General features: G+C 74.6%; 20 protein-coding genes. 8 read left to right on the top strand and 12 right to left on the bottom strand.

Translation table 11 applies throughout. The annotated features are described in order from the left end of the window. Window positions 1–21: 21 nt before the first annotated feature. Window positions 22–246 (bottom strand): DUF3046 domain-containing protein, encoded by a 225-nt coding sequence (locus GPA02_RS14940; protein ID WP_156201076.1) that lies wholly within the window; start codon window positions 244–246, stop codon window positions 22–24. 58 nt (window positions 247–304) lie between these two features. Here GPA02_RS14940 and GPA02_RS14935 point away from each other — a divergent pair, with 58 nt between their 5' ends. Continuing rightward, the gene (locus GPA02_RS14935; protein WP_156201073.1) at window positions 305–598 is read left to right on the top strand and encodes a hypothetical protein; all 294 of its coding nucleotides are present in this window, start codon (window positions 305–307) and stop codon (window positions 596–598) included. A gap of 30 nt (window positions 599–628) precedes the next feature. On the opposite strand, the gene GPA02_RS14930 is transcribed toward GPA02_RS14935, so the two are convergent. After that, window positions 629–1,624 (bottom strand): trypsin-like peptidase domain-containing protein, encoded by a 996-nt coding sequence (locus GPA02_RS14930; protein ID WP_156201071.1) that lies wholly within the window; start codon window positions 1,622–1,624, stop codon window positions 629–631. Between the two features lie 130 nt (window positions 1,625–1,754). On the opposite strand from GPA02_RS14930, the gene GPA02_RS14925 reads away from it, so the two are divergent. Then, a complete protein-coding gene (locus tag GPA02_RS14925; protein WP_156201068.1) occupies window positions 1,755–6,557 on the top strand; it encodes a DEAD/DEAH box helicase in 4,803 nt (1,600 codons plus the stop codon). Between the two features lies 1 nt (window position 6,558). Next, window positions 6,559–7,344: an Fpg/Nei family DNA glycosylase gene (locus GPA02_RS14920; protein WP_156201065.1), complete on the top strand. Its 786-nt coding sequence runs from the start codon at window positions 6,559–6,561 to the stop codon at window positions 7,342–7,344. Here GPA02_RS14920 and GPA02_RS14915 read toward each other — a convergent pair. The 3 genes from GPA02_RS14915 to GPA02_RS14905 all read right to left on the bottom strand — a co-directional run bounded on the left by GPA02_RS14915 (window position 7,341) and on the right by GPA02_RS14905 (window position 8,963). After that, on the bottom strand, window positions 7,341–7,646 hold the full coding sequence (locus GPA02_RS14915) for a helix-turn-helix domain-containing protein (protein WP_156201062.1): 306 nt from the start codon (window positions 7,644–7,646) through the stop codon (window positions 7,341–7,343). The genes GPA02_RS14920 and GPA02_RS14915 overlap by 4 nt on opposite strands. Before the next feature lie 233 nt (window positions 7,647–7,879). Next, entirely contained in the window at window positions 7,880–8,356 is a 477-nt protein-coding gene (locus GPA02_RS14910; RefSeq protein WP_156201059.1) for a CinA family protein, read from the bottom strand. Window positions 8,357–8,360: 4 nt separating this feature from the next. Then, window positions 8,361–8,963 (bottom strand): CDP-alcohol phosphatidyltransferase family protein, encoded by a 603-nt coding sequence (locus tag GPA02_RS14905; protein ID WP_240134074.1) that lies wholly within the window; start codon window positions 8,961–8,963, stop codon window positions 8,361–8,363. Between the two features lie 85 nt (window positions 8,964–9,048). Here GPA02_RS14905 and GPA02_RS14900 point away from each other — a divergent pair, with 85 nt between their 5' ends. Then, window positions 9,049–10,440 carry a CapA family protein gene (locus GPA02_RS14900; RefSeq protein WP_240134073.1) on the top strand — a complete coding sequence of 464 codons (1,392 nt, stop codon included), beginning with the start codon at window positions 9,049–9,051 and terminating at the stop codon, window positions 10,438–10,440. A 4-nt stretch (window positions 10,441–10,444) separates the two neighbouring features. On the opposite strand, the gene GPA02_RS14895 is transcribed toward GPA02_RS14900, so the two are convergent. The 4 genes from GPA02_RS14895 to GPA02_RS14880 form a co-directional block, all read right to left on the bottom strand. Beyond that, on the bottom strand, window positions 10,445–11,038 hold the full coding sequence (locus tag GPA02_RS14895; protein ID WP_156201054.1) for a carboxymuconolactone decarboxylase family protein: 594 nt from the start codon (window positions 11,036–11,038) through the stop codon (window positions 10,445–10,447). Window positions 11,039–11,123: 85 nt separating this feature from the next. After that, window positions 11,124–13,739: an FtsK/SpoIIIE family DNA translocase gene (locus tag GPA02_RS14890; protein ID WP_156201051.1), complete on the bottom strand. Its 2,616-nt coding sequence runs from the start codon at window positions 13,737–13,739 to the stop codon at window positions 11,124–11,126. 178 nt (window positions 13,740–13,917) lie between these two features. Further along, the gene (locus GPA02_RS14885; protein WP_156201048.1) at window positions 13,918–14,715 is read right to left on the bottom strand and encodes a tryptophan-rich sensory protein; all 798 of its coding nucleotides are present in this window, start codon (window positions 14,713–14,715) and stop codon (window positions 13,918–13,920) included. A gap of 56 nt (window positions 14,716–14,771) precedes the next feature. Continuing rightward, on the bottom strand, window positions 14,772–15,182 hold the full coding sequence (locus GPA02_RS14880; RefSeq protein WP_156201045.1) for a hypothetical protein: 411 nt from the start codon (window positions 15,180–15,182) through the stop codon (window positions 14,772–14,774). Window positions 15,183–15,276: 94 nt separating this feature from the next. Here GPA02_RS14880 and GPA02_RS14875 point away from each other — a divergent pair, with 94 nt between their 5' ends. Continuing rightward, window positions 15,277–15,861 carry a TetR-like C-terminal domain-containing protein gene (locus GPA02_RS14875; RefSeq protein ID WP_156201042.1) on the top strand — a complete coding sequence of 195 codons (585 nt, stop codon included), beginning with the start codon at window positions 15,277–15,279 and terminating at the stop codon, window positions 15,859–15,861. A gap of 18 nt (window positions 15,862–15,879) precedes the next feature. Here GPA02_RS14875 and GPA02_RS14870 read toward each other — a convergent pair whose 3' ends face one another. Further along, entirely contained in the window at window positions 15,880–17,565 is a 1,686-nt protein-coding gene (locus GPA02_RS14870) for a ribonuclease J (protein ID WP_156201039.1), read from the bottom strand. A gap of 120 nt (window positions 17,566–17,685) precedes the next feature. Beyond that, a complete protein-coding gene (gene dapA, locus GPA02_RS14865; protein WP_156201036.1) occupies window positions 17,686–18,594 on the bottom strand; it encodes a 4-hydroxy-tetrahydrodipicolinate synthase in 909 nt (302 codons plus the stop codon). 60 nt (window positions 18,595–18,654) lie between these two features. Here dapA and GPA02_RS14860 point away from each other — a divergent pair, with 60 nt between their 5' ends. Next, window positions 18,655–19,200: a GNAT family N-acetyltransferase gene (locus GPA02_RS14860; protein ID WP_156201034.1), complete on the top strand. Its 546-nt coding sequence runs from the start codon at window positions 18,655–18,657 to the stop codon at window positions 19,198–19,200. 16 nt (window positions 19,201–19,216) lie between these two features. Here GPA02_RS14860 and GPA02_RS14855 read toward each other — a convergent pair whose 3' ends face one another. Continuing rightward, the gene (locus GPA02_RS14855; RefSeq protein ID WP_156201031.1) at window positions 19,217–20,215 is read right to left on the bottom strand and encodes a DUF5937 family protein; all 999 of its coding nucleotides are present in this window, start codon (window positions 20,213–20,215) and stop codon (window positions 19,217–19,219) included. Between the two features lie 90 nt (window positions 20,216–20,305). Between GPA02_RS14855 and GPA02_RS14850 the strand changes: the two genes are divergently transcribed. Both GPA02_RS14850 and GPA02_RS14845 read left to right on the top strand, forming a co-directional pair. After that, window positions 20,306–21,079, top strand: a complete 774-nt coding sequence (locus GPA02_RS14850; RefSeq protein ID WP_156201028.1) for an isocitrate lyase/PEP mutase family protein — start codon at window positions 20,306–20,308, stop codon at window positions 21,077–21,079. Then, complete coding sequence (locus tag GPA02_RS14845) at window positions 21,076–21,504, top strand: pyridoxamine 5'-phosphate oxidase family protein (RefSeq protein ID WP_162457795.1); 429 nt, start codon at window positions 21,076–21,078, stop codon at window positions 21,502–21,504. Before GPA02_RS14850 ends, GPA02_RS14845 begins: the two co-directional genes overlap by 4 nt. Window positions 21,505–21,516: the final 12 nt, after the last annotated feature.

Here is a 21,516-nt window from a genome sequence, read left to right as displayed (position 1 = left end):
GGTCAGCCTAGGGCGAGCGCCTCAGCGCCGACGGCGGTGGTCGCGCCGGTGGTGCCAGCGCAGGTCGTCCGGCAGGTCCTGGGCCTCGCAGATCGCCGCCCACACGGCACCGGGCGGCTCGCCGTCCGCGAGCGCCTGCTCCGCCGTGCGGTGGTCGAGGGCACCCAGCACGAGGTCGGCCGCCACCGACGTCGCGCGCGCGCCGAACGCCGCCTCCATGGCCGCTCGCAGCTCCGAGTGCTTCACGGGACGAGCCTAGGCGGATCGACCGACCTCGCCGCGCGGCGAGGCGTACATTGGGCGGATGGGCGAGGACGCCGCAGCAGGTCCCCCGGGGCCCGACGACGGGCTGTCGGGCGCGGCCACGACCCCGATGGACGAGCAGCAGCGCGCGGCGCTGGCGCAGGCCGCCGACTGGGTGGGTCGCGAGGTGCACGCCGTCGGGCTGGGGAGCACCGACGACGGCCGGCCGTGCGTCGTCGTGCACGCCGGGCCCCACGCCCCCGACCTGCCGCGCGAGGTCAACGGGCTGCCGGTCCAGGTCGTGACGTCGGGGCCGATCCAGGCGCAGGACGCCGGGGACCCGCCTCCCGGCTGATCCCCGGCGTCGCCGCGGGTCAGGCCCGGCTCACGGCCACAGCCGCACCCCGAGCGCCACCTGCACGGTCGCGATCGGGTTGAGGATCGTCGCCACCGCCGAGCCCGCGAACAGCAGCCCGACCGGGCGGTTCTCCCAGTCGAGCACCAGCGACCCGCTGTCGCCGCCGGCCGACATGGTGGTCGTGATGATCTGGTTGCAGAACCGGGCGACCTTGCCGCCGCCGTAGCCCACGTTGACCGTCGCGTTCACCGCCGTCACCCGCCCGGTCGTGAAGTGGGTCGTGCGGCCCGTCTTCTTCACCAGCTGCCCGACCGGCGCGGCGGTCGCCGCCGTCGTCGGGTAGCCGGACCAGTAGATGTCGCGGTCGATCGTGTCGAACGGCACCTCGGCGATCGCGGCGTCGACGTAGTTGCACGTGCCGTCGAACCGGATCGGCACGTAACGCGCGAGCCGACCGATCGCGTCGGCCGGGCCACCGCCGTCGAACACGCCCGGCTGGTAGACCGGGTCGCCGATCTGCGCGTCGTTGCTGTTGGCGAGGACGTGGTTGTTGCTGAGGACGTAGTAGCGCGGCGGCATGCCCGGCAGCGGCGCGATGTCGTAGCAGCCCGCCCCGATCGTGCCGGCCGTCACCTTCGGGTGCCCCACGCTGTAGCCGGGGCGCACCGGCCTCACGCGGCTGGCGAGCGTCTGGGCGTCGACGGCGCGCAGCGGCTCCGCCGGTGCCTCGCCGCCGGCCACCAGGTGGCCGACCTCCAGGACGTCGGTCGGCGTGTTGTCGACCGTCTTGGTGACACGGTCCGCAGGTCGCAGCATGTCCGCGGGCACCTTGTGACTGACCAGCACCATGATGCTGGGCGTGTCGGACATGACGCCGTCGGTGATCTTGTGGCCGAGCGCCACGCCGACGACGTTGGGCTTGTCGAGGAACTTGTCCTCGGCCGTCGCGAGCGCGTCGGTGAGCCCCTGCAGCTCGCTTGGTACCGCCGTCGCCTCCGCGTCGAAGAGCTCGTGCTCGTGCATGGTCGTTCCTCCCTGAGGGCAGGGCGTTCGGGTCCCCACCCCGTCGTGGTTCGTGTACCCGGAAGGAGGGCGCGGCCGTCGGGGGTGATACCGCACCCGTCGTGTCGGCGCCGCAGGTGAGAATGGGTCGATGACATCGACCGGCGCCTCCGCGGACCCGCTGGCGCCCTTCTCGGCGCCCACCCGCGCGTGGTTCGAGGGCGCGTTCGACGCGCCCACGCAGGCGCAGGCGGGCGCGTGGGAGGCGATCGCCTCGGGCGAGCACGCGCTGGTCGTCGCGCCCACCGGGTCCGGCAAGACGCTCGCGGCGTTCCTCGCGGCGATCGACCGGTTGCTGACCGAGCCGCCCCCCGAGGACCCGCAGCGGCGCTGCCGCGTGCTGTACGTCTCGCCCCTGAAGGCGCTGGCGGCCGACGTCGAGCGGAACCTCCGGTCGCCGCTGGTGGGCATCACCGCCGCGGCGACGGCGCAGGGCGTGCCTGTCGCCGACGTGCGGGTCGGGGTGCGCACGGGCGACACCCCGCCGAACGAGCGCCGCACCTTCGCGACCAAGCCGCCCGACGTCCTCATCACGACGCCGGAGTCGCTGTTCCTGGTGCTCACCTCCGCCGCTCGTGCCGGCCTGGCCGGCGTCGAGACGGTCATCGTCGACGAGATCCACGCGCTGGCGGGCTCCAAGCGGGGCGCTCACCTGGCGCTGTCGCTCGAACGTCTCGACGACCTGCTCGACCGGCCGGCGCAGCGGGTCGGGCTGTCCGCGACCGTGCGGCCGGTCGAGACCGTCGCCTCGTTCCTCTCCGGTGCCCGCCCGTTGTCCGACGGCGGCCGCACCACGCGCGTGGTGCAGCCGCCCTCGAGCAAGGAGCTGCGCATCGACGTCGTCGTGCCGGTGCCCGACCTCGCCGACATCCCGAGCGCGCCCGCGCCGGGTCGCGACGGGTCGGGCGAGCCCGATCTCTCGGGCGCCGCGGCAGGTCCGCTCGTCTCCGACGAGCCGCCGAGCGGGTCGATCTGGCCGCACGTGACCGAGCGGGTCGTCGACCTGATCACCTCCCACCGCTCGACGATCGTGTTCACCAACTCGCGCCGCAGCGCCGAGCGGCTGACGGCGCGGATCAACGAGGTGCAGGCGGCCCGGCTCGCCGAGGCCGCGGGCGAGGGCGAGTCGACGACGGAGACCGCTGAGCCCCTGGATCCCGGCAGCACGTGGCCGGCGCAGGTGACCGCGCAGTCCGGTGCGGGGATGCCGGTGCCCGCGGAGGCCGTCATCGCGCGTGCGCACCACGGCTCGATGAGCCGCGAGCAGCGCACCAGCATCGAGTCGGCGCTCAAGGCCGGCACGCTCAGGGCGGTCGTCGCGACGAGCTCGCTCGAGCTCGGCATCGACATGGGTGCGGTCGACCTGGTCGTCCAGGTCGGGTCGCCGCCGTCGGTCGCGAGCGCGCTGCAACGCATCGGTCGCGCCGGCCACCAGGTCGGCGCGGTCTCGCACGGCGTCGTGCTGCCGACCCACCGGGGCGACCTGCTGGCGGCCGCGACGTCGTCGGTGCGGGCGCGCGAGGGGCACATCGAGTCGATCACGGTGCCCGCCAACCCGCTGGACGTGCTCGCGCAGCAGGTGGTCGCGATGGTCGCGACGCAGGAGTGGGAGGTCCCCGCCCTGCTGCGCCTCGTGCGGCGGGCGAGCCCGTTCGCGCAGGTGAGCGACGCCGTCGTGCACGCGGTGCTCGACATGCTCGCCGGCCGCTACCCGAGCGAGGACTTCGCCGAGCTGCGCCCACGGATCGTGTGGGACCGCGTCGCCGACGTCGTCAGCGGCCGCCCGGGAGCGCTGCGCCTGGCCGCCACGAGCGGCGGCACGATCCCCGACCGCGGCCTGTACGGCGTCTACGTGGTCGGCGGCGACGGCGCCGCCGCGTCGGGCAACCGCCGCGTCGGCGAGCTCGACGAGGAGATGGTCTACGAGTCGCGCGTGGGCGACACCTTCACGCTCGGCTCCTCGACCTGGCGCATCGAGGACATCACGCCCGACCGGGTGCTGGTCTCCCCCGCGCCCGGCCTGCCCGGGCGGCTGCCCTTCTGGAAGGGCGATGCGCCCGCGCGGCCCGCCGAGCTCGGTGCGGCGATGGGCGCGATGATGCGCGAGGTCGAGCAGGCCCGGTTCGCGCCCGAGGCGCTCGACGGCTGGGGGCTGGACGACTGGGCGCGCGACAACCTGCTGACCTACATGCGCGAGCAGGAGGAGACCGCGGGACGGCTCGCGACCGACAAGGTGCTCGTCGTCGAGCGGTTCCGCGACGAGCTGGGCGACTGGCGCGTCGTCATCCACTCGCCGTACGGCGCGGCGGTGCACGCTCCGTGGTCGCTCGTGCTCGGTGCCCGGCTGCGCGACCGGTACGGCATGGACGTCGCGGCGATGCACTCCGACGACGGCATCGTGCTGCGGCTGCCGGACACCGAGTCGGCGTGGGGGCTCGACACCGCCTGGCAGGCCGAGAACGACGAGGAGGGGCGCCAGGACGCACCGGGCGCGGGTGACCTCGGCGCCGACGACCTGCTGCTCGACCCCGAGACGCTGCGCGGCGAGGTGGTCGCGGCGCTGAGCGGCTCCGCCCACTTCGCGGCACGGTTCCGGGAGGCGGCGGCCCGCTCGCTGCTGCTGCCCCGCCGCCGGCCCGACCGCCGCCAGCCGCTGTGGCAGCAGCGGCAGCGCGCCGCGCAGCTGCTCTCCGTCGCCTCCTCCTACCCCGAGTTCCCGGTGGTGCTGGAGGCGGTGCGGGAGTGCCTGCAGGACGACTTCGACGTGCCCGCGCTGGAGCGCCTGATGTCCGACGTCCGGGCGCGGCGGGTGCGGGTCGTGGAGGTCACGACGCCGTCCCCGTCGCCGTTCGCGCAGTCGCTGCTGTTCTCCTACGTCGCGCAGTTCCTCTACGAGGGCGACGCCCCGCTGGCGGAACGGCGCGCGGCGGCGCTCACGCTCGACCCCACGCTGCTGTCGGACCTGCTCGGCGAGGGGCTGACCGACGTCGCCGACCTGCTCGACGTCGGTGCGCTCGCCTCGGTCGAGGCGGAGGTCGGGCTGCGGACCGAGGGCATCCGGGCGAAGGACGCGGAGGGCGTGCTCGACCTCGTGCGGCTGCTCGGGCCGGTGCCGACGGCGGAGCTCGCGGCGCGGGCGGTCGACCCCGAGGCCGTCGAGGGCTGGCTGATCGACCTGGCCTCGGCGCGCCGGGTGATCCCGGTACGGGTCGCCGGCGAGCAGCAGTGGGCGGTCGTCGAGGACGCCGGGCGGCTGCGCGACGCGCTCGGGGTGGCGCTGCCGGTGGGGCTCCCCGAGGCGCTGCTGGAGCCGGTGCCGGACGCGCTCACCGACCTCGTGCGACGGCACGCCCGCACGCACGGACCGTTCCGCGCGGGCGAGGTCGCGGCGCGGTTCGGCCTCGGCGTCGGTGCGGTGCTGCCCGTGCTCACGGGGCTGGCCGACCGCGGGCTCCTCGCCTCCGGGACGCTGCGACCCGCCGACGCGCACACGCCCGAGAGCGCGGCGCTGCCGGGCCCGGACTTCTGCGACGCCGACGTGCTGCGCCGCATCAGACGCCGCTCGCTCGCCGCGCTGCGCGCGGAGGTGGAGGCGGTGCCGCCCGCCGCGCTCGGGGTGTTCCTGCCGCGCTGGCACCACGTCGGGCGGCTGCGCGGGGTCGACGGCGTCCTCGCTGCGGTCGACGCCCTCGCCGGCACCCCGGTCGCCGCGTCCGCGCTGGAGAGCCTCATCCTGCCGGCGCGGGTGCGCGACTACCGGCCCGACATGCTCGACGAGCTGACCGGAGCAGGCGAGGTGGTGTGGGTCGGCGCCGGGTCCGGGCCGGGCTCCGACGGCTGGGTCACGCTGCTGCCGGCCGACGCCGTCGCCGACCTGGCCCCCGACCTCGGCGAGCTCACCCTCACCGAGGTGCACGAGGCGGTGCTGGACGCGCTCGGACCGGGCGGTGGCCGGTTCGCCCGCGACGTCGTCGAGCACGTGCGATCGACCTGGCAGGGCGACCTCGCGCCGTCGGGGTCCGACGTCGTCGAGGCGCTGTGGGAGCTCGTGTGGGCCGGCTGGGTCACCAACGACACGCTCGCGCCGCTGCGCGCGCGGCTCGGCGTGGCGCCACGGCCCGGGACCCGGGTGCCCCGGCGACCGCGAGCGCGCTCGCTGCGCACGACCGCGCTGCGGACCGCGGCTCTCGGCGGTGGCACGACGACCGTGACGGCGACGCCGCCGGAGGCGGTCGGCCGCTGGAGCCTCGTGGGAGCACGCGCCGACGACGGCCGCCGACGCACCGCCCGCGCGCTGTCGCTGCTCGACCGCGACGGCGTCGTCGTGCGCGGCACCGTCCCCGAGACGCTGGCCGGCGGGTTCTCCACGGTCTACACGGTGCTGTCGCGCGCCGAGGAGAACGGCCAGGTGCGGCGCGGCTACTTCGTCGAGGGCCTCGGCGCCGCGCAGTTCGCGCTGCCGGACGCCGTCGAGGCGCTGCGCTCCGACGCGCGCGACGTCGCGACCGCACCGGCGATGCTGCTGGCCGCGACCGACCCCGCCAACCCCTACGGTGCCGCGCTGCCGTGGCCCGAGCCGGTGGGCGTCGTCGAGGAGCGCAGCGGTCACCGACCCGGCCGGAAGGTGGGCGCGAGCGTCGTGCTCGTGGCGGGCGAGCCGGTGCTGTACCTCGAGCGCGGCGCGAAGACGCTGCTGTCGTTCACCGCGGAACCGGGGCTGCTCGCGATCGCCGCGGAGGAGCTGGCCAGGCACGCACGCGCCGGTGCGCTGGGGCGGTTCACGGTCAGCCGGGCCGACGGCGGATCCGCCCTCGCCTACGCCTCCCCGCTGACCGACGCGCTCACCGGAGCCGGGTTCATCGCGACGCCGCGCGGGCTGCGGCTGCGCAGCTGAGATGCCCGAGGGTGATGTCGTCCTGCGCACCGCGCGGCGCCTGACGCAGGCGCTCGCGGACGGGCCGCTGGTGCGCGCCGAGCTGCGGTGGCCGAGCGTCGCGGGCTACGACCTCACGGGGCGCCGGGTGCTGGAGACCGTCAGCCACGGCAAGCACCTGCTCACCCGGCTCGACGACGGCCGCACCCTGCACACCCACCTGCGGATGGAGGGCACGTGGCAGATCCGGCGGACGGTGACGCCGCCGGAGCCGTGGCGCCGGCACACGGTGCGGGTCGTGCTCGCGACCGCGCGCTGGACGTGTGCGGGCATCTCGCTCGGGATGGTCGACCTGGTGCCCACCGAGGCGGAGCACACGGTCGTGGGGCACCTCGGGCCGGACCTCATGGCCGACGACGTCGACGTCGCGACCGCGGCGGCGAACCTGCGCGCGCAGGGCGGGCGTGCCGTCGGCGAGGTGCTGCTCGACCAGACGGTCGCGGCGGGCATCGGGACCGTCTACGTCGCCGAGACGCTGTGGACGCTGCAGATCAACCCGTGGCGGCCGGCAGCCGAGGTGGAGGACCCGGAGGCGGTGATGCGGACGGCGGCGTTCCTCATGCGGCGCAGCGCGGACGCGCGCACGATGACCGCCACCGGCGACCCGCGGCCCGGGCGTGACACGCACGCGTACGGGCGCGCGGACCGGGAGTGCCGTCGCTGCGGAACCCCGATCCGGGAGGGCAGGCTCGGACGCCCGCCGACGGATCGCGTGACGTTCTGGTGCCCGAGGTGCCAGCCGCGCTAGCGGACGCTGGCGAGTTCGTCGGTGCGCGTGGTGAAGTCGGGCGGGAGCACGTCGGGGATCGTGATGCCCTCGAGCAGGGCGACCCGGTCGGAGACCTCGCGCAGCACGACCGAGACCGGGAGGTCGAGCGCGTCGCAGATCGCGAAGAGCAGCTCGGAGGAGGCCTCCTTCTGACCCCGCTCGACCTCGGACAGGTAGCCGAGCGAGACACGGGCGGCGGAGGAGATCTCCCGCAACGTCTTGCCCTGGCGCTGGCGGGCAGCACGGAGCACGTCCCCGATCTGCTGACGGAGCACGATCATCGGTCTGCCCTCCCCTCGCGACTGCTTCTGACTCGTCTTCTGCTTGCGCCGACCTGCCGGTGCGGCCGATCCGTTGGTCCTACGGTACCCCGCCGCTGTGACGGTGGGGTTTCGGACGGCATCCAACGCCCGCGGGACGGGACGCAGGCTGCCCGCGTATCGCCGCGGCAGCGTGTTCTTCATCATCGACAGGCACAACGCCTCGACCGCCCGGGATGTTCCCCGGCGCCCCCTCAGCCCGCCTCCGGCAGCACGGTCGCGCGCAGCAGCGCGGTGGCGACGAGGACGGTCGCGGTGCGCAGCGCGTCGCGGCTGCCGGCCATCCGCAGCCCGCGGACCGCGGTGCGGCCCGCCGTCGTGACGGCCACGAAGACCGTCCCGACGGGCTGCCCGTGCTGCGTGTACGGACCCGCGACGCCGGTGGTCGCGAGACCGACGGCGGCCCCGAGCCGGTGCCGGACGCCGTCGGCCATCTGCCGGGCGACGTCGGGGGCGACGGGTCCGCGCGCCTCGAGCAGGGCGGCGTCGACGCCGAGCAGCGCGCCCTTGAGATCGGTCGCGTAGGCGACGACCCCGCCGCGCACGACCGCCGACGCGCCGGGCACGCCGACGAGGTGCGACGTCAGCGCTCCCCCGGTGAGGGACTCGGCGACCGCGACGGTCAGGCCGGCGCGCGCGAGCGCCGCGACGACGTCGTCGGGGCCGGCCACGGGCTCAGTCCCCCGGTGCGTCGCCCGTGCGCACGATGCGCCAGGCCTTCATGACGTAGTCGAGCGCGGTGACGACGGCGACGAGCACGGCGGCGTAGACGATGACGAGGCCGAGCGTGTGCACCCAGCCACCCACCGTGGCGCCGAGCAGCCCGACCCAGTCGGGCAGCAGCACCGAGAGCCCGACCATCTGGAGCACGGCCTTGAGCTTGCCGCCGCGCGAGGGTGCCATGAGGTGCCTGCGCGACAGCGCACCCTTGAGGATCGCGATGCCGATCTCGCGCACCGTGATGACGATCGTCACCCACCAGCCGAGCTCACCGATCATCGACAGCAGCACGACGGCGGCGATCACCAGCGCCTTGTCGGCGAAGGTGTCGGCCATCGTGCCGAACCGGGTGATCAGGCCGCGCTTGCGGGCGATCTGGCCGTCCCAGCGGTCGGTGAGGGCGGCGAGCACGAACGCGGCGGTCGCCCAGATGCGCGACGTCGTCGTCTGCTGCCACAGCAGCACGCCGACCACGGGCACCAGCAGGATGCGGAGCATGGTGAGAGCGTTGGGGAGGTTCCACACCGACGGCGGTGCCGCCACCTCTCGCTCAGACACCTCTCCAGGCTAGCGGCAGGAACGGGCGGCGCCGACCCCGACGGGGGTGGACGGCGGGTGCCCGCGACGACCTAGACTCGCGTCCGTGTCGCAGCCGCCTGCCCGCCGCCGACGTCGCCGGGCCCGGAGCCTGACCCACGTCCCGCCCGCGGCACGGCTGCCGATGACGCTCGTGCTGCTGCTCGTGCTCGCCGGCGGCGTCGCCGCGCTGGCGGCGCTGTCGCCGTGGCGCCCCGGTGCGGAGCCGAGCCCGACCGCGACGGCCGCGCCCACGACGCCACCGGTGACCGAGGAACCGTCCGAGGAGCCGAGCGAGCCGGCGACGCCCGAGGCCGAGGACGCCGTCTTCACGATCGGCGCCGTCGGCGACGTGCTGCCGCACGACACCCCCATCCGCACCGCACGCGACGACGCCGGCGGGTCGGGCTACGACTTCCGCCCGATGCTCGAGGCGACCCGCCCCTGGAGCGAGGGCGTCGACCTCATGCTGTGCAACTTCGAGGTGCCGCTGTCGATGCCGGGCGAGACGCCGTCGGGCTACCCGAGCTTCGGGGCCCCGAGCGAGCTGGTGGGCAACCTGGTCGATCTCGGCTACGAGGGCTGCTCGACCGGGACCAACCACACGCTGGACCGCGGTGCCGACAACGCGATGTACACGCTCGACGTGTTCGACGAGGAGGGTCTCGGACACGCCGGCTCGGCGCGGTCGCAGGAGGAGGCGGACGCACCGCAGCTCTACGTGCTCGAGCGCGGCGGCCAGACGATCACGGTCGCGCAGATCGGCGGCACCTACGGCACCAACGGCATCCCGATCCCCGCGGACACCCCCTGGGTGGTCTCGGCGTTCAGCCCGGACATCATGAACCCGGGCGACTACGACCCCAGCAGCCTGATCGCGCAGGCGACCGCTGCGCGCGAGGCGGGCGCGGACCTCGTGGTCGCGACCATCCACTGGGGCGTCGAGTACCAGCTGGCGCCCAACGTCGAGCAGGAGGCGATGGCGCAGGCGCTGGCGGAGTCGGGCCAGATCGACCTGGTCGTCGGCACCCACCCGCACGTGCCGCAGCCCTACGCGCTGCTCGACGGCGGCCCGGACGGGTCGGGCATGTGGGTCGCCTGGTCGCTCGGGAACTTCATCTCCAACCAGGACTCGAACTGCTGCATCGGCCAGACCGCGACCGGTCTGTTCATGACGGCGACCGTCACCAAGCCGGTGGACGGCCCGGCGCGCGTCACGGACATGGGCTGGACCCCGATCACGGTCGACCGGGTGGGCCAGCAGCGCGCCTACCCGCTCCTCGACCTCGTCGACGGCGAGCGCCCGGGCATCCTGCAGCTGTCGGAGGGCACGCTGCGGCAGCGGCTCGCCGAGGTCGAGGCGATCATGGCGGACTCGACCGGCGCGGAGTTCCCGCTGCTGGACACGCCCTCCACCCCGACCGGCGACCGCCCCGAGGTGCTCCCCCGGGTGGACTGAGCGGTCACGCCTCCGCGACCGGCCTCCCCACGACCAGGTCGTCGCGCACCGAGGCGGGGACCGCGCGGCCGAGCGCGGCGTCGGGCTGGAGGCCGAGCGCGTCGAGGACCGTGCTGAAGAAGCACCGGGCAGCGGCGGCGAGCACGACGTCGACGACCTCGCCGTCGTCGAGACCGGCCGACCGCAGCGCGGCGACGTCGTCGGCGGTGACGTCGGCACCGCCGCGCCCCACCTTCTCGGCGAAGGCGACGACCGCGAGGTCGGTCGCGTCCACGCCGTCGCCCTCCTCGCCGTCGAGGAGCCGCCGCAGCCCGGCCTCCCCGACCACCCGCTCGGCGAGGACCTTGCCGTGCGCGAGCGAGCAGTAGCTCGACCGCAGCCCGCGCGCGGCGCCGAGCGTGGCCAGGTGGTAGCGGCGCGGCCCCGCCGCGGACCGCACCGCGCCCGCGAGGCCCTCCCACGCGTGGTGCACCTCGGGCCGCTGGCCGAAGACCAGGTCGTAGGCGGGGACGTACCCCATCGCCGCGCGGTCGTCGGCGACGACCTGCGCGCCGGCGCCGGTCAGGTCCTCGGGATCGGGCAGGTCGACGAACGCCATGACGTGCTCCTTCGGCGAGCGGTCACCGCCGCTCCTGCGAGGAGTATCCGCCTGCCCGCGGCGTGGCGTCAGGCCGTCGGCACGCTCACCCGCGGTCGGTGAGGCTCCAGGCGTCCTCGGAGTCGTCGTCGCCGTCGTGGTAGTCGACGGCCTCCTCGACCCCCTCGGGAGCGAGCGGGTCGTCGTCGGCGTCGTCGCCACGGCTCGGGCCCGGACCGTCACCGCGCAGCATCGCCAGCGTCGCGGCGAGGTCGTCGGGCTGCACGAGCACGTCGCGGGCCTTCGACCCCTCCGAGGGACCGACGATCTCGCGCGACTCCAGCAGGTCCATGAGCCGCCCGGCCTTCGCGAACCCGACGCGCAGCTTGCGCTGCAGCATCGAGGTCGACCCGAACTGCGTCGAGATGACGAGCTCGGCCGCCTGGATGAGCAGCTCGAGGTCGTCGCCGATGTCCTCGTCGACCTGCTTCTTCGTCGCCGCGACCGTGACGTCGTCACGGTACGTCGGCTTCATCTGCTCCTTGACGTGCTGGACGACCGCGTGCACCTCGGACTCGCTCACCCACGCGCCCTGCACCCGCATCGGCTTGCTCGCGCCCATCGGGAGGAACAGCGCGTCACCCTGGCCGATGAGCTTCTCGGCGCCGGGCTGGTCGAGCACCACGCGGGAGTCGGCGAGCGACGACGTCGCGAACGCCAGCCGCGACGGCACGTTGGCCTTGATCAGCCCGGTGACGACGTCGACGCTCGGCCGCTGCGTCGCGAGCACCAGGTGGATGCCGGCCGCGCGCGCGAGCTGCGTGATGCGCTGGATCGACGCCTCGACGTCGCGCGGCGCGACCATCATGAGGTCGGCGAGCTCGTCGACGATCACCAGCAGGTACGGGTAGGGCGTGAGCACGCGCTCGGAGTTCTCGAGCGGCTTGACCTTGCCCGCCCGGATCGCCGCATTGAAGTCGTCGATGTGCTTGTAGCCGAACTGCGCCAGGTCGTCGTAGCGGGCGTCCATCTCGCGCACGACCCAGTCGAGCGCCTCGGCGGCCTTCTTCGGGTTGGTGATGATCGGCGTGATCAGGTGCGGGATGCCCTCGTAGATGGTCAGCTCGACCCGCTTGGGGTCGACCAGCACCATCCGCACCTCCTCGGGCGTCGCGCGCATCATGATCGAGGTGATCATCGAGTTGACGAAGCTCGACTTGCCGGCGCCCGTGGCGCCCGCGACGAGGATGTGCGGCATCTTCGCGAGGTTCGCGACGACGTAGCCGCCCTCGACGTCCTTGCCGACGCCGATGACCATCGGGTGCTCGTTGCGCCGCGCCGGGGCGCTGCGCAGCACGTCGCCCAGCGCGACCGTCTCGCGGTCGGCGTTGGGGATCTCGATGCCGATCGCCTTCTTGCCGGGGATCGGCGAGAGGATCCGGACGTCGGCGCTCGCCACCGCGTAGGCGATGTTCTTGCTCAGCGCCGTCACGCGCTCGACCTTGACGCCGGGGCCGAGCTCGACCTCGTAGCGCGTGACCGTCGGCCCGCGGGTGAACCCGGTGACCTGGGCGTCGACGTCGAAGTCGGTGAGCACCGCCGTCAGCGCCTCGACGACGCGGTCGTTGGCGGGCGAGCGGGTCTTGTGCGGGGTGCCGTGCGCGAGCACCTCGTCGCTGGGCAGCGTGTAGACGAGATCGGGCGCGAGCGTGAGCTGCTCGGCCCGCTGCGGCAGCGGCTTGGTCGGCGGCGGCGCCAGCTCCTCCTTGCCGGGGGCGGCCTCGAGCACCTCGGTGAGCCCGGTGACGTCGGTCGGCACCTCGCGGTCCTCGGGACGCTCGAACGCCTCGTCGCCACGGAAACCGCCGTCCTCGACGGCGGGGGCGGTGTCGGCCTTGCGCTTGCGCGGCTTCCTGGCCGGGCGGGCCTCGACCTGCGCGGGCTGGTCGGGCTCGGCGGTGTCGGTCTCGTCCTCGACGTCGTTGCCGGAGATCCAGTCGACGGCCTGCCGGAACCGGCGCGGGATCGCGGCGACCGGGGTCGCGGTGAGCACGAGCAGGCCGAACACGCCCAGCAGCACCATGACCGGCACGGTCACGTACGGCGTGAGCGCCGTGGAGAGCGGGTTGGCGGCGACCCAGCCCAGCAGGCCGCCCGCGTCGAACACGCCCTGCCAGTCCGGCGGGTCCGGGAGCCCGGAGGCGACCGCGACGATGCCCGCGACCGCGGTGAGGATCGCCGTGAAGCCGATCGCCATGCGGCCGTTGACCTCGGGACGGTCCGGGTGGCGCATCAGCCGCACCGCGAAGAACAGCAGCAGCAGCGGCACGATGATGCCCAGGATGCCGAGCGCGCCCGCGATCGCGGCGTGGATGATCTCGCCCGCGGCGCCGGAGAGCCCGAACCACTCGCGGACGGCGACGACGACGGCGAGGGCGAGCAGCAGGAACGCCGCGCCGTCGCGGCGGTGCGCGGGGTCGAGACCCTTCGCGCTGCTCCCGACGCTGCGGGCGGTGCCACCGGCCACGTGCGCTGCTCCCATCCAGATGCCCTTGAGGATGCGCACGGGCAGCGCGGGCCGGTCCGGGCGCGCCGGCGTGCGGCTGCTGGTCTTGCGCTGACCGGGTCGCGACGAGCCCGACGACGCCCTGGCGGCGTTCGTCGTGGTCTTCTTGCGTCCTGGTGCGGCGCTCCGTGCGGGGGAAGACGTACGGGTCGCCATCGTGTCTGTGGCCTCCTACCCAGGCGTGTCGGCAGGCACACCTGACGGGTTCCACTCAACCATCCGCCGCCGCCCCCGGCCTGGAGCGACACCCGCCTGGGGCGGATCCGGAGCAGCGTCGCCGCGGTGCAGCTGCACCCGGTCGCGGAGCGCGCGAGCGTTCTCGAGGCGTCGGGGTTCAGGCCGTGGCCGGCACCCCGCCTGGCTGCCGCCGTCGCAGCAGCACGATCGCGACCACCGCGAGCGCGGCGACGATCGCCGCGAGCCCGATGACGGTCGAGGACGGCTCGTCGGCGAGCCGGCCGACGGCGATCCACACCAGGCCCCACACCATCGCCAGGGCGAGAGCGATGCGGCCACCCGCGCGGCGCGCCAGCAGCGCGGCCACGACGACGGCCGCGGCGAGCACGGCGACACCGAGCACGTCGGCGGCCACGCCGTCGATCTCGACGCCCGAGGCCGCGAGCGCGGCGGCGGTGTTCGCGCACGTCGCGACGGCGACCCAGCCGGTGTAGAGGCCCACGGTGCCGTCGACGACGACCCGCTCCAGGGGCGTGCGCGCCGGGTGCTCGCTCAGCCGCACCAGCGCGACACCGAGCACGACCATGAGGACGGCGATGACGACGACGCTCGGCCAGATCCAGCCCTGCTGCGTGACGAGCAGCCAGGTCGCGTTGAGGAGCATCGAGACCGCGACCAGCCACCCGGTGCGCCGCGTCCGCTCGGTGGCGGCGTTCGCGGGGAACCACTGCCAGACGGTGTAGGCGAGCAGGCCGAGGTAGATCACCGACCAGATCGAGAAGGCCGGGCCCGCCGGGGCCAACGGTGTCGCCTCGTCGGACAGGGCGCCGCCGGCGCTCTCCTCGACACGGGTGCCGATCAGCCCGGTGCCGACGAGGGTGCCGGCGAGGCACGCCACCTCGCTGACGGTCACGACGATCTGGCGCAGGCGGTCACGGGACGTCACGGTGGTCATGCGGCCACGCTAGGCGAGGACGCGCGACGCCGCCTGCTCAGACCCGGGGGTCCGGCTCAGGCGGTCAGCAGGCCGATCCCGGCCGTGAGCAGGCCGGCGACCAGGAAGGCGGCGCCGACCCCGAGGAGCACCACCCAGCGGTTCGGGCTCGTGCGACCGGTGCCGATCGCCGAGAAGAAGAACCCCATCGGCATGACGATCGCGGCGACGAGCACGCCGCTGCGCGCGAGCCACTGCCAGGCGCCGGTCAAGGAGGTGGCCTCGGTCAGCAGCAGGCACAGGAGCCCGAGCACGATGAACACACCGGCGTGGGCGTGACCCGCGCGGAAGAACGCCTTCTGGAAGTCGGTCGCGGCGAGCCTGCCGACCACGATCGTGTAGAGCAGCCGGCCGCCGGTGGCGACCGTCGTCGCGGCGACCAGGGCGATCCCCGCCGTCGTGCGCGCCGCGTCGCTGAGCTCGATCATCGCTTCCTCCGAGGTCGTCGCCCCCGATTCTGACAGTGTGAGGATCCAATCCTGACACTGTTAGGAAACTCCGTCAAGACGGTAGGGTCGCGCCATGCCCCGCCCTCGCCAGTACGACGACGCACTGCGTACGCGGCTGCTGGAGGCCGCCTCCGTCGCGCTGGCCGACGCCGGCGCCGAAGGCGTCTCGCTGCGCGCGGTGGCGGCGGCGGCCGGCACCACCACCGCGGCGGTCTACACGCTGTTCGGCGGCCGCGAGGCGCTGCTCGACGCCGTCGTCGCCGAGGGGTTCGCGCGGTTCGGGCGGGTGCTCGACGCCGTCGAGCCCACCGACGACGCGGCGCGCGACCTGTTACGGCTCGGCCTCGCCTACCGCGAGTACGCGCTCGCCGAGCCGCACTTCTACCGGGCGATGTTCGGCCGCCCGGCAGCAGCCGGCCACGACGCGCTCGCCGAGCCGACGTTCCGCCGTCTGGAGGCCGCGACCGCACGCGTCGTCGAGGGCGAGCAGGGCAAGGAGGGCGTCGACGGCGCGCAGGGTGCGGCGCGCGAGCGCGCACTGGAGCTGTGGGCGCTCGTGCACGGCCTGGTGAGTCTCGAGCTCGGCGGCCACCTGCCGGGCGACGAGCGCGAGCGCGCCGAGCGGTACGCGGCCGCGCTGCGGCACAGCCGCCCCTGACGCGGCCGCCGCTCCCGCTCAGGCCTGCACGACCACCGGGATGATCATCGGCCGGCGACGCAGCCGCGAGGAGGCCCACCGGCCGACGGTGCGTCGGATCGCCTGCTGGAGCTGGTGGGTGTCGTAGGAGCCGTCGGCGGTCGCGGCCGCGAGCGCCTTCTCGATCTCGGGCACGATCTCGGCCAGCCGCTGGTCGTCCTCGGCGACACCGCGCGCGTGCAGCTGCGGGCCGGCGACCAGCGCACCGGTCTGGGAGTCGACGACCGCGAAGATCGAGATGAAGCCCTCCTCCCCCAGGATCCGGCGGTCCTTGAGCTCGGCCTCGGTGACGCCGCCGATCGAGGACCCGTCGACGTAGACGTACCCGCAGGGCACGGCACCGACGATCTTCGCCTTGCCGTCGACGAGATCGACGACGACGCCGTCCTCGGCGAGCGCGACGCGCTCGGGCGGCACCCCGGTCTGCACCGCGAGCGCACCGTTGGCGACCAGGTGCCGCACCTCGCCGTGCACCGGCATGACGTTGCGCGGTCGCACGATGTTGTAGCAGTAGAGCAGCTCACCGGCGGAGGCGTGCCCGGAGACGTGCACGCGCGCGTTGCTCTGGTGCACGACCTTGGCGCCGAGCCGCATCAGGCCGTTGATGACCCGGAACACCGCGTTCTCGTTGCCGGGGATCAGCGAGGAGGCGAGCACCACGGTGTCGCCGGGGCCGACCGACACCTTGTGGTCGCGGTTCGCGATGCGCGACAGCACCGCCATCGGCTCGCCCTGCGAGCCCGTGCTCATGAGGACGACGCGGTCGTCGGGCAGGTCGTCGACCTTCTTGAGGTCGATGAGCACGCCCTCGGGCGGGTGCAGGTAGCCGAGGTCGGCCGCGATGCCCATGTTCTTCACCATCGACCGCCCGACCAGGGCGACGCGGCGGCCGTGCGCGGCGGCGGCGTCGAGCACCTGCTGCACGCGGTGGACGTGCGAGGCGAAGGAGGCGACGACGATGCGGCCGGTGGCCTGCGCGAACACGCGGTCGAGCACGGGGCCGATCTCGCGCTCGGAGACCGTGAAACCCGGCACCTCGGCGTTGGTGGAGTCGACGAGGAAGAGGTCGACACCCTCCTCCCCCAGCCGGGCGAACGCGCGCAGGTCGGTGATGCGGCCGTCCAGCGGCAGCTGGTCCATCTTGAAGTCGCCGGTGTGCAGCAGCGTGCCGGCGGGTGTGCGGACGAACACCGCGAGCGCGTCGGGGATCGAGTGGTTGACCGCGACGAACTCGCACTCGAAGGCGCCGAAGGTCGCGCGTTGGCCCTCCCGGACCTCGCGCAGCACCGGCGTGATGCGGTGCTCGCGCATCTTCGACTCGACGAACGCCAGCGTCAGCTTCGAGCCGACGAGCGGGATGTCGGGCCGCATCCGCAGCAGGTACGGCACCGCGCCGATGTGGTCCTCGTGGCCGTGGGTGAGGACGATCGCCTCGACGGCGTCCAGCCGGTCGGCGATGTAGGAGAAGTCCGGGAGGATCAGGTCGACGCCGGGCTGGTTGTCCTCGGGGAACAGCACGCCGCAGTCGATGATCAGGATGCGGCCGCGGTGCTCGACCACGGTCATGTTGCGGCCGACCTCGCCGAGGCCGCCCAGCGGGACGACCCGCAGCGCGTTCTTCGCCAGCGGCGGCGGTGCCCCGAGATCGGGGTGGGGGTGACTCATCGGGAACGTTCCTCCAGGAGATGGGTCGGAGGCGCACCGGGGCAGCGCAGGGCGCGGCTCACCGGGGTGGGGCCTCCGGCAGGTGGGTCGGAGGCGCACCGGGCCGCGACGTGGCGCGGCTCATCGGGGTGCGTCCTCCAGCAGGTCGTGCAGCACCAGGGCGGTGCGCAGGTCGGCGAGCTCGGCGTCGTTGGCCTCGACCAGCGGCGAGCGGACGGTGCGGTGGGCGATGACGCCCTGCAGCTGGAGCGCGGCCTTGGCCATCACGGCGCCCTGGCCGCCGCCCATGATCGCGTCGCACACGGGGGCGAGGCGGGCGGAGATGTCACGCGCGGTCTCGAGGTCGCCGTCGTCGACCGCGCTCACCATCGCCGCGTAGGAGCCGGCCACGAGGTGGCCGACGACCGAGACGACGCCCGCGGCGCCGTGCACGAGCCAAGCGAGGTTGAGGGTGTCGTCGCCGGAGTAGAACTCCAGTCCGGTGCGGCGCATGCGGTCGAACCCCTGGGCGACGTCGCCGGTCGCGTCCTTGACCGCACGCACCTGCGGGTGCTCGGCGAGCCGGTCGAGGGTCTCGTCGCCGATCGCGACGCCGGTGCGCCCCGGGATGTCGTAGAGCATCACCGGCAGCGGCGTCGACTCCACGATGGCGAGCATGTGGCGGTACACACCCTCCTGCGAGGGCCGGTTGTAGTACGGCGTGACGACCAGCAGCCCGTGCGCGCCGGCCCGGTGGGCGGACTCCGCGATCCGGACGGCGTGGGCGGTGTCGTTGGACCCCGCACCGGCGACGACCATCGCCCGGTCACCGACCTCGTCGACGACGGCGGAGATCAGCTGGTCCTTCTCCGGCGTGTGGGTCGTGGGCGACTCGCCCGTGGTGCCGTTGACGACGAGAGCGTCGCAGCCGGAGTCGACGAGGTGGGTGGCGAGACGGCGCGAGCTGTCGATGTCGATCGAGCCGTCGGGGTGCATCGGCGTGACCATCGCCACCGACACCGAGCCGAAGCTGCGGGACGGGTGTGCCATGACCCCTGACGCTACCGGGTCGGCGCGCTCGGCACCGCATCGGGTGCCTAGGCTGGCGGGGTGAACCACAGCCACAGCCACGGGCACGGCCCTACCGCCGACGTCAGCGTCCGCCCCGGCATCGCCGAGGACGCCCACGCGATCGCGGCGATCCAGGCGGCCGCCTGGCGCGACGCCTACGTCGACGTGCTGCCGGCGGAGGCGCTGGCGTCGCTCGACGTCGACGCGATGCAGGCCACGTGGCACGCGGCGCTCACGCAGCCGCCGTCGGCCAAGCACCGGATGTTCACCGCGTGCGCGGGTCCGGTGGTCGTCGGGTTCGCGGCGCTCGCGCCCGCGCCCGACGCGCCGACGACCGGTGAGGTGGTGGCGCTGGAGGTCAGCCCGGCGCGTCGCGGCGACGGCCACGGCTCGCGGCTGCTCGCGGCGTGCGCCGACGTGCTGCGCCAGACCAACGCCGCGGCCATCCGGACCTGGGTGCTCACCTCCGACGAGCGGCGAGGCGAGTTCCTGCGCTCGGCCGGGCTGGCGCCGTCGGGTCTGCGCCGCACGCTCGACGTGCTGGGCACGCAGGTGACCGAGGAGGCGTGGGGCGCGGCCCTGTGAGGGGCGACCGGCGGTCTCAGGCGGGCACGCCGGCGACGGCACCCGTCACCAGCCCGTCGCCCAGCGGCGTGCGCGCGTAGTAGACCCGGCGCCCCTGCCGCTCGGCGCGGACCACGCCTGCCCGCGCCAGGATCTGCAGGTGCTCGCTGACCGTGGCCGGCGTGAGCGCGAGCTGCTCGGCGAGCTGCGACGTCGTCATCGGGATGTCGAGCAGCCGCAGCGCGTGCGCCCGGGTGCCGCCGGTGAGCCCGGCGAGGCCGTCGGCTGCCGCGCTCGTCTGCCAGAGCGTGCCGACGCCGCGCGGGGCATAGGCGATCGTCAGCGGGTGCGCGCGATGGTTGAGCACGAGCGGGTCCGGCCATGTGAACACGCACGGCACGAGCACGAGCTCGGTCGGCACCGCCTCGAGCGGCTCGTCGAGGCAGGCGGTGCGGATCGTCACGGCGTCGCCGTCGACGCGCAGCCGCGGGTGCAGCTCGCTGAGGGCGCGGGCGACGCCGACCTCGGCGACGCGGCGACCGCGGTGCGCGATGTCGGCGTCGGCGAGCGCCTGCAGCCGCGGCCAGGCCGGGGCGAGGCAGAGCCGCCACAGCGCGGCGAGCTCGGTGCAGGCGGCCTCGAGCAGGGCGCCCGGGTCGCGTGCGGCCTCCGCCAGCGCGCGACGTCGCTCGGGCGAGCGGGTCGAGCGCGCGAGGTGCTCGAGATCCTCCAGCACCAGCTCCACGGGCGTGGCGCGGATGCGGGCCAGGTCGTCCTCGAGCGTGGCGGCGCGCCCGGTCGGGGCGGGTGTGAGCAGGTCCGCCATGTGGCCCGAGGGCGGTACGAGCAGGTCGAGCGTGGGCAGCGCGGTGGCGGTGCGGCGCAGCGCGGCACGCGTCTGCGCCACCCAGGTGCCGTGGAAGGTGTGCGCGCCCTGGGCGAGGACGCGCGTCGCGGCGGCCGCCTCCCACACCGGCGAGGTGGCGAACCGCGCCTGCAGCACGGCGGCGGGGTCGAGCGCGAGGGTCGCGAGCACCCCACGAGGATACGGCTGTCGCCGAATCGTTGAGGGTGTCGGTGGGTCCCGCCAGGCTGGCCAGGACCGCCGACCTCCCGAGGAGCCACGATGACCGAGACGCTCACCCGCACGACCCGCACCGCCCGGCTGGAGCGCTTCCGTGCCCTGCACCACGCCGCCGCTCCCCTCGTGCTCGTCAACTGCTGGGACGTGGGCTCGGCGCTGGCCGTCGCACGCGCCGGCGCGGCCGCCGTGGCGACGAGCAGCTGGGCGGTGGCGGCCGCGCGTGGCCGCGAGGACGGCGAGCACCTCGCCGTGACGGAGCTGCTGGCGCTGGCGCGGGCGACCGCGGCCGCCACGGGGCTGCCGCTGTCGATCGACCTCGAGCGCGGCTACGCCGCGGACCTGGACGACCTGCGCGGAGTCGCGCGCGACGTGGTGGCGAGCGGCGCCGTCGGCGTCAACCTGGAGGACGGCACCCCGAACGGGCTGCGTGAGGCGACCGAGGCCGCGGAGCGCGTGGCCGCCGTCGTCGAGGGCGCGGAGGGTGCGCTGCTCGTCAACGCGCGGACCGACCTGTTCCTCACCACGCCGGAGGCCGAGCACGCCGGGCTCGTCGACGAGGCGGTCGAGCGGGCCCACGCGTACGCCTCGGCGGGCGCGGAGTCGTTCTTCGTGCCGGGGCTGCTCGACCCGGCGCTGGTGGCACGGGTCGTGGAGCGCTCGGCCCTGCCGGTCAACGTCATGGTGTCGACGCGCGAGCAGGCCCAGCAGCTCGCGGCGTCCGGTGCCCGGCGCATCAGCCTGGGTCCCGTCGCCTACCTGGCCGCGATGGACGCCGTGGCGGCGTCGGCGGCGGCGTGGCTGGAGCCGCTGGCGTGAGCAGGCCGGTGCTGCCGCCCGCCACGGGCGACGACGCGGACCGGGTGCGCACCCGGCTGCGGACCAACCTCGTCGCGTGGCTGACGACGGTCGACCGCCACGGTCAGCCCTGGACCGCACCGGTGTGGTTCCTGCACCGTGCCGACGGCACGCTGCTGGTCTACAGCCGGCCCGGGTCGAGGCGGCTGCGCCACCTGGAGACGAACCCGCGGGTGTCGTTCGCGCTCGACGTCAGCGACCTCGGCCGCAACCTCGTGGTGGGGCGCGGCGAGGCGCGGGTGGCTCCCGAGGAGTCGGGCGCCGCCGAGAACCCGGAGTTCCGCGACAAGTACCTGGAGCGGGCGGCGGCGATGTTCGGTGATCTCGAGACCTACGCGGCCGACTTCACGGTGCCGATCGTGGTCGTGCCGCAGCGGATCGGCTGACGGGACCCGACG

It is taken from the genome of Actinotalea caeni, from assembly GCF_009733795.1.
GTDB classification, from domain to species: domain Bacteria; phylum Actinomycetota; class Actinomycetes; order Actinomycetales; family Beutenbergiaceae; genus Pseudactinotalea; species Pseudactinotalea caeni.
This window is presented reverse-complemented; position numbering and strand designations above follow the sequence as displayed.

Bases quoted from the DNA above. Each gene is read 5' to 3' on its own strand.
- GPA02_RS14920 (WP_156201065.1), top strand. From the start codon at position 6,559: ATGCCCGAGGGTGATGTCGTCCTGCGCACCGCGCGGCGCCTGACGCAG.
- GPA02_RS14930 (WP_156201071.1), bottom strand. From the start codon at position 1,624: ATGCACGAGCACGAGCTCTTCGACGCGGAGGCGACGGCGGTACCAAGC.
- GPA02_RS14890 (WP_156201051.1), bottom strand. From the start codon at position 13,739: ATGGCGACCCGTACGTCTTCCCCCGCACGGAGCGCCGCACCAGGACGC.
- GPA02_RS14880 (WP_156201045.1), bottom strand. From the start codon at position 15,182: ATGATCGAGCTCAGCGACGCGGCGCGCACGACGGCGGGGATCGCCCTG.
- GPA02_RS14925 (WP_156201068.1), top strand. From the start codon at position 1,755: ATGACATCGACCGGCGCCTCCGCGGACCCGCTGGCGCCCTTCTCGGCG.
- GPA02_RS14915 (WP_156201062.1), bottom strand. From the start codon at position 7,646: ATGATCGTGCTCCGTCAGCAGATCGGGGACGTGCTCCGTGCTGCCCGC.
- GPA02_RS14895 (WP_156201054.1), bottom strand. From the start codon at position 11,038: ATGGCGTTCGTCGACCTGCCCGATCCCGAGGACCTGACCGGCGCCGGC.
- GPA02_RS14850 (WP_156201028.1), top strand. From the start codon at position 20,306: ATGACCGAGACGCTCACCCGCACGACCCGCACCGCCCGGCTGGAGCGC.
- GPA02_RS14875 (WP_156201042.1), top strand. From the start codon at position 15,277: ATGCCCCGCCCTCGCCAGTACGACGACGCACTGCGTACGCGGCTGCTG.
- GPA02_RS14885 (WP_156201048.1), bottom strand. From the start codon at position 14,715: ATGACCACCGTGACGTCCCGTGACCGCCTGCGCCAGATCGTCGTGACC.
- GPA02_RS14935 (WP_156201073.1), top strand. From the start codon at position 305: ATGGGCGAGGACGCCGCAGCAGGTCCCCCGGGGCCCGACGACGGGCTG.
- dapA (WP_156201036.1), bottom strand. From the start codon at position 18,594: ATGGCACACCCGTCCCGCAGCTTCGGCTCGGTGTCGGTGGCGATGGTC.
- GPA02_RS14870 (WP_156201039.1), bottom strand. From the start codon at position 17,565: ATGAGTCACCCCCACCCCGATCTCGGGGCACCGCCGCCGCTGGCGAAG.